Genomic DNA, 11146 nt, shown 5'->3' with positions numbered 1-11146 from the left:
AAGCCGATGCCGAAGCCGGCCTCCACCATGCGCACCAGGGCCGGAAAGCTTTCGACCCGCACGGTTTCGCCCAAAGGCTTGCCGGCCCTGTTGGCCGCCTCGATCAACAGCCGGTCGAGCGAGCCGGCATGGTGGATGCCCACAATGTCGTGGACGATCACCGCATCAAAGGCGATGTCCTTGCGCGGCTCGATCACCTTGGCCAGCGGATGATCGGGCGGCGCCACCACCCAGACCCGGTCGTCCTCGAAGGGTTTGATCTCGAACCGTGCAAAATCGTAATTGTCGGAAACGATGGCGATATCGGCCCGTCCCTCGTCCAGCGCCAGCAGCGCCCTGGCGGCGCTCATCTCCTGAATTTCCAGCACGATGGCGCTGTGCGCCTTGGCGAAACGTGCCAGCAATTCGGGCAATCGGCCGGTCAGGGCGGAGCTGGTGCAGGCCAAGCGCAGGCTGCCGCGCTGGCCGTTACCGAAATCCACCATCACTGCGTCGAGGTCGGCGATGGCGCGCAACACGCTGCGGCAGGCTTCGGCATAGGCCTGCCCAGCGCTGGTCAGCCGCACGCCCTGGGCGGAGCGATCGAACAGCACCACGCCGAGCCGGCTTTCGAGGTCCGAGACGCGCCGGCTGACGGCGGAGGACGCAATGCCCTCGCGCTCGGCGGCGCGGCCGATCGAGCCGGTTTCCGCCAAGAGCAAAATCAAGCGCGCGGTGACGCTGTCGAAACTATGCATGCCATCTCCCCAGATGGCGCACCATAACGACAAGATGCCGCTAGATCAGCAGCAAGATGCCCTGCACCAGATAATAAAGGCCTATGCCCGTGACGATCCAGCGCATCCAGACGCGGAAATTGACGTCGTTCATGCGCTGGAGCACCCAATAGCCGGCGCTGGTGCCGGCGATGGCGAAGGGTGCGGCCAGCGCGACGGCGCCCCATTCAATCGAGGTCAGAACCATGGTGGCCTGCCAGTAGAACACTACCTTGGCGATATGGGACAGCACCTGCATCGCCGCCTTGGTGGCCACCACGGTGCGGCGATCCAGCGTGGTGCGGATGAAGAAGATATCAATCGAGGGTCCGGAAACGCCCACCGTCAGGTTGAGCCCGCCGCCGACAAAGCCGCAGACGAAGGCATGCACGGGCTTGGCGGCATCGAGTTGCAGCCAAGATGCCGGAATCCACACCAGGATCGGCATCAGTCCGACCGCGACATAGACGGTGGCGAGTGCCGGCGTATAGCGGACGATCCATAGGATCACGCCCGCTGTCGCCAGCCCCAGCATCATGGTGCCCAGAATGCGCCAGTCGATGAACTTGCGCGACAGGATAGCGCGCGAGCCATTGGCGACGATCTGGATCACGCCCTGCACGGCGATGGCGGTGCCCACCGGCAGGATGATCAGCAGCAGCGCCAAGAGGATCAAGCCGCCCGCCATGCCGAAAACGCCCGAGATGGCGGAGGTGGTGAACACCGCCATCAGCATGGCCAAACCGATCCAGATACTCATGATTCCCCCGTCAATTCTGGAGGTCTTGTGAACTCTGGATGACGGTGGCGCCAGTGGCGATCCGGCATGAGGCCATGCCGGAGAGCGCCTATTTCTTGGCGAGCGAGGGGAACACCTCGGCGGCCGTCGGAGCCAGCAGTTCGGGGATATCGGCCAGCTTGACCGTCAGCAAATCCTCGCCACAGGCAAGGATGGCGTGCGGCAGCCCCTCGAGATCGAACACCACCTTGTCGCCCGGCAGGAAGCGGACGCCCAGATTGCTGGCGATCAGATCATTGATGCCGCAATCGTCTTCGGAGGCGGCATCATCGGTGGTCTTGTGGGCGATAACGTAGTCGATCAGTGTCTGTCCCGCCTGCCAGGTATAGTCCTGCGGCGCCGCCAGTGCCGTGGCCTGGTCGACCGGCGCCGTGTAATCGGTGGTGTTGCTCACGGCGACCCAGTCCTTGAACACACGGGCAAGGGCCAGGGGCTCGCCGGTCCCGGTGTCGATCATGAAGACATTGTCGTGATTGTTGGGATAGGCGCCGGCGCACCAGGTGCTGCCCGATTCCGTCCAGGTGGTGAGCGTCGGCGACAGATAGGTCATGATGACAGTTTCGTCGTCATAGCCCGCCAGCGTGCCGATGCCCATGTCGAGCATGTCGTCGCGCCCGCCAAAGCCGGCATAGATCTGCGACAGGCAATCCAAGGCGCCCAGGCTGATACCGGCATGTGCGCTGGTCAGGGCCAAGTTGGCAGCACTGACATCGCTGCCATCGACCAGATCGACCAGGCGCGGAAAAGCGAACTTGGTGCGCGGGTCGGTGACGTAGCGGAAGTGCGAACCGTCGAGCGTCTCGAGGGGCCCTTCGCTCAACGGTATGGCCAGCTTGATGACGTCATAAGGGTCGGTCTGCTCCGACAATTCCGCGTCAGCAGAGTAGAACAGCGCGTCGGCGCTATCGGGCAGGCCATTGGGGGTGTGTTCGGTGCCATCGGGCAAGGTGCGCTGGCCGGCTTTTTGCAGGTCAATGGCCAGTGTCTTGGACTTGCCCTGAGGCTGCCACGTGCCGGTTATGCTCCCATCGACCGCAATCGACAGCGTCCAGGTTGCCGCCACCGGCCAGGCGGTAACGTTGTAATCGTCATCCACCGGGCAGAGACCCGGCGCACAGGGCGCCTCTTCGGTCAGGGCGATTTGGCCGGTCGCGCCTTCGGCCGCCTGCAGCGGAATATCGACACCGTGCTCGATATAGCTATAGCGCCCCACCACCGGGCCATCGGCCGGGTCGGTCAGCTCCACCACGATCGGTGCGCCATTGAGCGTACCTTTGTATGTGATCGCCTCGGCAGCAAAGCCGGGGGTGGTCAGGGCAAGCAGAGCGAGAACGGAGACGGATATGCGCATAGATCACCTGGGCTGATTTGGCGCGACCCTAGCAGCTGACGTTGAACGGGGGCTGAATGGAACGGGAGCTAACGGATGGCATGGGCCAAACGTCCCCCCACCCCTGTCCCCTCCCCACAAGGGGGAGGGAGACGATGGAAACGCTGGCCAGGATGGCGTGGTACGAAGATTGGGAGGGTCTCCTTCCCCTTGTGGGGAAGGGTCGGGGGTGAGGGTGGCCCAGCACTCGGAGCCAGCAAAACGCCCCTAGGTCGACGCCGCCTTCGGCCCGCTCCCGGCGATCATTTCGTCGGGAATATCGTCGAACGACGAATAGTTCATATTATACAGCTTGGCGTAGAGCCCGTTCAGATCCATCAGCTCATCGTGGTTGCCGGTCTCGATCAGCTCGCCATTCTGCAGCACGATGATACGGTCCGCGCCGCGAATGGTGGCCAGCCGATGGGCGATGACCATGCCGGTGCGCCCTTCGAGCAGGATCAGCAGCGCCTTCTGGATTTGCCGCTCGGTATAGCTGTCGATATTGGCCGTGGCCTCGTCCAGCACCAAGATTTTGGCATCGGCAACCAGCGCGCGGGCAAAGCTCAGCAATTGGCGCTGCCCCAGCGACAGGTTTGAGCCACGCTGTTCCAGAACGCTGTCATAGCCGCCCGGCAGGCGTGAAATGAACTCGTGCGCGCCCACCGCCTTGGCGGCCGCAATCACGTCATCCAGCGTCGCGGAGGCCTTGTTGTAGCGGATATTGTCGAACACGCTGCCGGTGAACAGGAACGGCTCCTGCAACACCATGGCAACCTGTTCGCCCAGCGATTCCTGGGTGATGTCGCGCACGTCGTGCCCACCCACCAGCACGGCGCCGGATTGCACTTCGTAGAAGCGATGCACCAGTGACATGGCGCTCGTCTTGCCCGAACCGGTCGGGCCGACCAGCGCGACGGTCTCGCCCGGCTTGACCTTGAAACTCACATGCTTGAGCACCGGCCGGTCGGCGCTATAGCCGAACACGACGTCCTTGAACTCGACCGAGCCATCCATGTCGCGGGTCAGCACCACGGCGTCGGGCTTGTCGTTGATCGAGGCCGGAATATCGAGCACTTCGGTGATGCGGCGGCCCGAGGTCATGGCGCGCTGCATGATGGAATACTGCATGGTCAGCGAGCGGATCGGGTCGAAAAAGCGCTGGATATAGAACAGGAACGTCACGATGACGCCGATTTCCAGCCCGCCATTGAGCACCAGCGAGCCGCCCACAACCACCACGATGGCCATGGCCGCGCCGGTCAGGCTATCGACGATCGGCACCATGACCTGGGCAAAGCGCGAGCCGGTCAACTGGGTCAAAAGGTTGTTATAGGCCTTGTCGTCATAGAGGTCGAAATTGACCTTCTGGCGATCCAGGTTCTGCACCGTGCGCACGCCATTGATACCTTCAGCCATGGCGCCGGCGGTGATCGAATTGGTCTCATGCGCCGCCCAGAAGGCGCGCTTAGCGGGCGGCAGCCAGAAAATGCGCACGATAAACAACACCGGCATGGTGGAGAGCGTCAGCAGCCCAAGCCGGAAATCCAGCGTCAGCAACACCACCACAATGCCGACCAGCAGCACGATATCGCCGACCGACAGGACCGAGGTTTCGAGGAATTCCTGCATGGAATTGACGTCGCCCTGCAGCCGGCTCATCAGGCGGCCGACTTCGGTCTTGTCCATGAAACTGAGCGAGACGCGCTGGAGCTGGGCGAACATAGCGCGGCGCATGTCGAACAGCACGTTCTCGGCCACCGCGCCCACCTGGGTCTCCTGCACGTAGGAAGCGCCGAAGTTGACAAGGACCGCCACCGCAAAGGCGCCGACCGCCCAGAGCAGATGGGTCGCATCGCCGCCCTTGACCATGCCGGTATCGATGGCGCGGCCGATGATCAGCGGGATCGCCAATTGCGTGGCAGTAAACACCAGCACGGAAATCACCGACAGATAGATCTTGGTCCGGTACGGCCGCACGAACGCCCAGATGCGGCGCACCGTCTTGGGATCATAGGCCTTGCCGAAGACCTCTTCCTCGATGCGGTGCGAGCCGACGCTGGCGCGCGGCGGGCGCTGGCCGGGAAAACTGGCGACGTCGCGTTCGTCTTCTTCGATGGCGCTCATTGTGCGGCGCTCCCGATTTCGAGGTCCTCGGTCGGACGGGTCTGCAGGTCATAGAGCGCGCTGTAGCGACCGCCCTTGGCCAACAATTCCTCGTGGCTGCCGCGCTCGACGATCTTGCCGTCATCAAGGAACAGGATGGTGTCAGCGTGCATCAGCGAACTCAGCCGGTGGGAGATGATCAGCGTCACCCGGTTGCTGGCATAGCGGCGCATCGCGCTGCGGATGCGATGCTCGGTGCCCGCATCGATGGCGGCGGTCGAGTCATCGAACACCATGATTGCAGGCTTCAGTACCAGGCTGCGCGCGATGGACAGGCGCTGGCGCTGACCGCCCGAGAGCGAGACGCCGCGCTCGCCCACCACGGTGTCGTAGTCCGCCGGCAAGCCCATGATGTAATTGTGCAATTGCGCGCTTTCGGCCGCCTTTTCGATCTTGGTTTCCTTGGACCACGGATCGCCATAGGCGATGTTGTTCTCGATCGTGGTGGTGAACAGGAACGAGTCCTGCTGCACCACGGCGACCGAGCGACGCAGCGATTGCAGCGACACTTGGCTGACGTCCTGGCCATCGATGGTGATCTTGCCGCCGCTGACATCGTAAAAGCGCGGGATCAGATGGGCGAGCGTCGACTTGCCGCTGCCCGGTGCACCCACAATACCCACGGTCTGGCCGGCCTTGGCCTCGAAACTGACGCCGTCAAGCGTCGGGTGATTGGCGCCCGGATAGGTGAAGTGCACGTCCTCGAACTTGAGCGTGCCCTTGGTCACCTTGAGGTCGGGCACGCCCGGCGCGTCCTCGATGGCTAGCGGCTCGTCGAGGAAGGCAAACAGGCGGTCGCCGCAAGTCGAAGCGCGGGCGAAGGAATTGACCATCAGGCCGAGCTGGCGCACCGGCATCTGCAGGATGGTCATAAAGGTCAGGAACGAGGCGAGCGTGCCCACGCTCATATCACCGGCAATCACCTTGTTGCCGCCGAACCACAGCACCAGGCCCATGGCCGTAAAGAACGAGAAGGTCATGGCCGAGGTGTTGCGCACGCGAATATTGACGCGGTCATGCGACAGCTCCAGCGCCTCCTTGGAGGCACGGTCGAACTTGGCCAGCTCGAACTTCTGCGCCGAGAAGGCCCGGACCACGCGGATACCGCCGAGATTTTCTTCCATGACGCGGGTCATGGCGGAGAGCTTGTCCTGCAGGGTGACCCAGGTCGCGCGCAAGGTCAGTTGCGCGACCGAGGAGCGCCACGCGACGAAGGGCACGAAGCTCAGCGCCAGCAGCCCCAGCAACCAGTCGGTCGAGAGCAGCATGAACGCGCCGACGCCGATCAACACGGTCAGCAAGACCGTACGCACGAGGCCGGTGGAAAAGAACATGCGCACGCCGTCGAGATCGAGCAGGCCCATAGTGATCAGGTCACCCGTATGGACCTTGTCGTGGTAGGAATAGGACAGCCGCTGCACCTTGTCATAAAAGGCGAGCCGCAATTCGTAGCCGACCTGATGGCCGACGGCTTCCGAATAATAGTTCTGCGCCAGCGTGAAAAACCCGCGCGCCACCGACACACCGAGCAGGATCATGGCGCTCCACAGCAGCGCCTGTTGGGCGCCCTCGGCGCCGGTGCTCAAAATGCCCTGGGCCTGGTCGACCGCGTGCCCCAACAGGCGCGGGATCATCAATTGCAGTACCGAGGCAATAATCGTCGCCCCGATCGCGATGGAGGCCTGCCAAGGATGGCGCAGCGAATAGAGGGTGATGCGGAGCAGCGGCTTTTGGCCTTTACCCACATGGGCATCGGCAACATGGGCTCGGGAGTCGCCGCGCAGATACGCACGGCCAACCTTTTCGGTGGTCACGGGAAATCCAGACTTCAACAATTGGGGCGCCCGGGCGAGGGGAGTCGGAGAAACCGGCCCCTGTTCGGGCAAATCGCGTATGGACGTATACAAAGCCCATTTTTTAGGCTGTTCAAGACCTAATTGAGGCTAACGGCCCTCGATTATCGATATTTTGTGACAGCGCAAACTACTGTGCCGATGGTGCAACAGGATAAATTAGTGCCGAGCACTGGCGCGTGGTTTCATCGAGCTTGGATTGCTCTGCGGCAGTGACCATGCCGGTATAGACGGCATTCCATAAATCGTTGTCGGCGACGCCCTTGAGCCCACACTGGCAATAGGTGACGCAAAGCTGGGGCGTGGTGCCGCCTTCCTCGCAGGTGGAATGGCACGAAGCCAGGAACTGGCTTTCGCGCGCCGCCACTTCGGGATGCAGCATCCCCGCCAATGGAAACAGAATGCCGAGCAGGATCGGCTGATGCACCAGATAAATGATCAGGCTCCAGCGGCCCATTTTCGACAGAACGCGCGTCATCCAGTTATCCGGCTGGATGGCGGCGAGTCGTCCTGCCGCGCCGGAGCCCAGCACCAGTCGCGCCCCGATCACCCCAAGCAGCACTATGCCGAGCCAGGGAAACACCGAGACCAGGTCATTGGTCGGCGGCGCCTTGACCCAGAAACCGATCCAGGAGGTTTGCTTCAGGTCGAAAAACGGATCGGAATAGATTGCCGGGAGCAGGATGACCACGGCGGCGACCGCCACCACCAGAGCCAGCGGCGCGCGCAGGAAGGGCAGCGCCAACAGACTCGTGAGCGCAATGGCATGCAGCACGCCGAAATAGACGAAACTGTCGGGGAAGGCGAAATAGGTGGCGATCGTAATGATCACCGCGGCGCCCGCCACCATGGCTTCGCGGCGCCAGAACGAGGGCCAGCGAATGCCCCGGCCATGCGCGAGGACCAGGCCGATGCCGACCAGCAGCAGGAAGGCCGTCAGCACCAACCGGCCAAAGATCACCCAGCCCAGCCCGTAGCCGACATCGGCGTCGATGAAGCGGAAATAGGCCAAGTCCCAGCAGAAATGGTAGATCGCCATGGCGATGATGGCGATGCCGCGAGCGATATCGAGCACGGCAAAGCGCGGGCGGGGGGCGGAAAGCTCAGTCATGGCGCGGCGAACCTTCCGGCATCTCGATACGGCCGCACCATGCCGCGCGCCGCCGCGCCGATCAATCGTGAAAGTCGGTCACCAACCGGTTCCAGTCCTCGCCCATCAGGCCCCCAAGGTAGCAATCGCCCTTGAGCGCCGCATCGACGATCTCGCTATGCCTGGTGCTGATGCAATAGGCACCACGCGGTACGAAGCTCATGCCCTTCTGCTGGCCCAGCGCTTCGAGCAAGAACGGCTGCGCCATGCCCTGCGCCGCAACGCATCCCAGCGTATCGAGATAGGCCAGCAGATGGCCGACCACGACCGACTCGCTGCCGCGCGCCGTCATGATGTTGAGCACCTTGGCGGTTGCGCCCGGCCGCGCGTAGAGGGCGCAGCAGCCGCAGAGAGTGCCGCTATCGTCATGCACTTCCAGCAACCGCAACGGGCCGTCGACGGTGTTGCGGGCGGCCATATCGAGCAGCCAGCCAAGCTCGTCTGGCGCCCATACGGGATGGACGGCAAAACGCTCCACAAAGCGTGGCGCCGTGGCAATGAAGGCGGCGCGGCACATAGGCGCAACATGCGCCACTGGTCCGGATGCCATTTTGGGCAACATGCGTCGCAGCATTGCGTCGACAGGCCGCGCCAGACCCAACGCCAGCCGGTGCACGATAGACGGCAGGCGCGAGCGGGCGCGGAGCGCCAGCCAACCGGTGGGACGGAATACCACGCGCCAATCGAGGCTATGGATCGGCAATACCTTGCCGCCAACCGCCTTCCAGTGCCCGGCGCTGACCGCGTTGGCGCTGTCGGAAAAGCAGAAGTCCTGGTTGCGGGCGCGGATGGTCAGCACCATGTCGGCCCCGCCCCGCGTTCGCCGCTGCGGATCGGTCATGTAATTGCTCATCAGGCGCCCGGTGATGGTGCGGCCATGCACGCTGACCTGCATCGGAATGACCAGCAGCGCGCTATCGATCTGCCCATCGCCATCGCGATGCACCAGGCCCGCCTGCGCCGGATCATAGGAGGGGCTGCCGAAGAAGCTCTGCTCGAAATAGGCGCGGAATTCGTCGGCCGGATGCTGATCGGGGCGGCGGAAAGCGCGATAGAAGATCGCCGCAACCGCGGGGATATCGGCCGGGCGCATCGGCGCGATAGCGCTGGGTTTGGTCATGACGTCCATTTCACATCCGCTCCAGCGTTTGCGCCATGGTCTGGACGGCAATGCCACGGCTGACGACCATTTCCAGCACCGCGCCGAAATAGTCCGGCGAGCATCCGATGCCGGATGGATCGGTCCGCACGTCGTGGGTGTAGAAAATCAGCCAGCCGCCATCCCGTTCCAGATCGTCCAATAGCGCGTACATGCTGCCGAGGCTGGAGCTGACGTCGTACAGTTCCTGCGCCCGCAAATGCGCCAGGTCGATCCAGCCCCGATTGATGCCGGCCATGATGCCGCGCAGCCCGGCATAACGGGCCGCCAGCACGGCCTTGGAGCGAATTGACACGACGCCGAACGGGTAAGCGAAGGAGGTCGGCGCTTGCCCGGTCAGCGTCGCGATCGCCGAGGTGTTGGCAGTCACATCGGCAATAAGGTCTTTGGTTGTGCTGCGCTGCACATTGATATGCGCCCTGGTGTGGCCACCGATGTCGTGTCCCCGCGCCGCAAGGTCCGCCACCACGTCACGGCTGGCGATCGGCTGTCCGTTTTCGGACCCACCAGCCAGGCCATCGGCGAAGTAGAACGTGCCGCGCGCATCGGCCGCTTCCAGCAATGGCGCGGCGTGCTCGGCCGCCGAGAGCGGGAAATCATCGAAGGTAAAGGTCACGACCGGTCGCTCCAATGCGAGCCGGAACGGTCGATAGGGCACCGCCCGCGCCACCCGCCGCGACATGCCCAGCAAGCCATTGGCCGGCGTCATCATGATGCGGCCTCCAGCATGGCCAGCGGCGTTTTGGCCACGCCGAGCCCCCCCAGCACATCGGCAAAGCGGGCGACGGCGCGCTCGGTGGTGAAATCGGCGGCCCGCGCTTGCAGCGGCATCGGATCGGCCGGCTGATCAAGCGCCACGTCCATGGCGTCAACCAATCCACACAGATCGCCGAGCGGCACCAGCGTGCCCAGGGCGCCATCGCGCAGAATCTCGCGCGGCCCGTGCGGCGCGTCAGTCGCCACCACCGGCACGCCGCAAGCCAGCGCCTCCACGATGGCATTGCCGAACCCCTCATGCCGGGACGTACTGACGAACAGTGAGGCCTCGCGCAGATAGTCGAGCGGCTCGGCCACAAAGCCGGGTAGGTGCACGATCCCAGCCAGGCCGAGCGTCGCAACCTGCCGCTCCAGCGCGGCCCGTTCCGGGCCCTCCCCCAAGATCAACAGGCTCACATCGCGCACCTCATGCAGCGCGGCGAAACCCGCGATCAGGCTAGCAAAGTCCTTTTCCGGCGACAGCCGCCCAATGCCGACAATCAGCCCCGGCCGCCGCGCCGCCGGCTGCGAGATGTCCGCAAGCCGCGCCTCGGTCAAAACCGCATTGGTGCCCAGATTGATCGCCCGCTCCGGCCGCACGCCAAACCGGGCGATGAGGTCCTGCCGCACGCCCTCGGTCAAACTCAGCACACGATCGGCCAGCGGATAGAACAGCGGCGCCAGCCGGTAGGCCATGCGGTTTTGAACATATGGATCGGCCCGAAGGGCCTGCACGGGACTCGCCACCTCGCGCAGCACGATGCGGGGCCGGATATCGCGCGCGAGAGTTTGCGAGGCCAGCACCAGCAGCCCATTCGCCGCCGCTTCGGAGGCAATGACGACGGCCGGACGTAATGATCGCATCATGCTGACCAGCGCGGGCGCAGCACGCGCCATGCGGCGCTTGCGCCCCTGCCCAAGGTCGATCACGGTCATGTCCGGCTCGATCAGAGCCCGCAGCGGGCCACTGGCATCCAGCGTCGCAATAGCCATCGGCCAGCCACCACGATGCAATCCATTGGCCAGTTCCACCGCATCGCGCTGCGCCCCGCCGCCCGAAAAGGCGCGCACCAGCATGACGATCCGGCCGGGTATACTTTTTTGAGTTTCAAACATGTCTCAACAACGCGAATATCATG

General features: G+C 63.8%; 9 protein-coding genes. All 9 read right to left on the bottom strand.

Going from position 1 to position 11146, the window contains the following annotated elements; all coding sequences use genetic code 11:
* Positions 1 to 737, bottom strand: a 737-nt coding sequence (locus JWP26_RS15200) for a LysR family transcriptional regulator (protein ID WP_299729375.1), incomplete at its 3' end; no start/stop codon positions are given.
* Between the two features lie 40 nt (positions 738 to 777).
* A complete protein-coding gene (locus JWP26_RS15195; protein ID WP_299729371.1) occupies positions 778 to 1515 on the bottom strand; it encodes a TSUP family transporter in 738 nt (245 codons plus the stop codon).
* 88 nt (positions 1516 to 1603) lie between these two features.
* Positions 1604 to 2905: a hypothetical protein gene (locus JWP26_RS15190; RefSeq protein ID WP_299729368.1), complete on the bottom strand. Its 1302-nt coding sequence runs from the start codon at positions 2903 to 2905 to the stop codon at positions 1604 to 1606.
* 246 nt (positions 2906 to 3151) lie between these two features.
* Complete coding sequence (locus JWP26_RS15185; protein ID WP_299729365.1) at positions 3152 to 5050, bottom strand: ABC transporter ATP-binding protein; 1899 nt, start codon at positions 5048 to 5050, stop codon at positions 3152 to 3154.
* Positions 5047 to 6873 carry an ABC transporter ATP-binding protein gene (locus JWP26_RS15180; protein WP_299729378.1) on the bottom strand — a complete coding sequence of 609 codons (1827 nt, stop codon included), beginning with the start codon at positions 6871 to 6873 and terminating at the stop codon, positions 5047 to 5049. Before JWP26_RS15180 ends, JWP26_RS15185 begins: the two co-directional genes overlap by 4 nt.
* 199 nt (positions 6874 to 7072) lie before the next feature.
* Entirely contained in the window at positions 7073 to 8053 is a 981-nt protein-coding gene (locus JWP26_RS15175; RefSeq protein ID WP_299729362.1) for a heparan-alpha-glucosaminide N-acetyltransferase, read from the bottom strand.
* Between the two features lie 61 nt (positions 8054 to 8114).
* Positions 8115 to 9221 carry a GNAT family N-acetyltransferase gene (locus JWP26_RS15170; RefSeq protein WP_299729359.1) on the bottom strand — a complete coding sequence of 369 codons (1107 nt, stop codon included), beginning with the start codon at positions 9219 to 9221 and terminating at the stop codon, positions 8115 to 8117.
* A gap of 1 nt (position 9222) precedes the next feature.
* The gene (locus JWP26_RS15165) at positions 9223 to 9963 is read right to left on the bottom strand and encodes a polysaccharide deacetylase family protein (RefSeq protein ID WP_299729356.1); all 741 of its coding nucleotides are present in this window, start codon (positions 9961 to 9963) and stop codon (positions 9223 to 9225) included.
* On the bottom strand, positions 9960 to 11123 hold the full coding sequence (locus JWP26_RS15160; protein ID WP_299729353.1) for a glycosyltransferase: 1164 nt from the start codon (positions 11121 to 11123) through the stop codon (positions 9960 to 9962). The genes JWP26_RS15165 and JWP26_RS15160 overlap by 4 nt, the downstream gene beginning before the upstream one ends.
* Positions 11124 to 11146 lie beyond the last annotated feature (23 nt).

The sequence above is a fragment of the Devosia sp. genome (assembly GCF_028290435.1).
Lineage (GTDB): Bacteria > Pseudomonadota > Alphaproteobacteria > Rhizobiales > Devosiaceae > Devosia.
Note: the sequence above shows the minus strand (reverse complement) of the source record. Positions and strands in the feature narration are given on the sequence as shown.

Coding starts and splice junctions, on each gene's coding strand:
- JWP26_RS15195 (WP_299729371.1), bottom strand. CDS start 1,515: ATGAGTATCTGGATCGGTTTGGCCATGCTGATGGCGGTGTTCACCACC.
- JWP26_RS15190 (WP_299729368.1), bottom strand. CDS start 2,905: ATGCGCATATCCGTCTCCGTTCTCGCTCTGCTTGCCCTGACCACCCCC.
- JWP26_RS15185 (WP_299729365.1), bottom strand. CDS start 5,050: ATGAGCGCCATCGAAGAAGACGAACGCGACGTCGCCAGTTTTCCCGGC.
- JWP26_RS15175 (WP_299729362.1), bottom strand. CDS start 8,053: ATGACTGAGCTTTCCGCCCCCCGCCCGCGCTTTGCCGTGCTCGATATC.
- JWP26_RS15170 (WP_299729359.1), bottom strand. CDS start 9,221: ATGGACGTCATGACCAAACCCAGCGCTATCGCGCCGATGCGCCCGGCC.
- JWP26_RS15165 (WP_299729356.1), bottom strand. CDS start 9,963: ATGATGACGCCGGCCAATGGCTTGCTGGGCATGTCGCGGCGGGTGGCG.
- JWP26_RS15160 (WP_299729353.1), bottom strand. CDS start 11,123: ATGTTTGAAACTCAAAAAAGTATACCCGGCCGGATCGTCATGCTGGTG.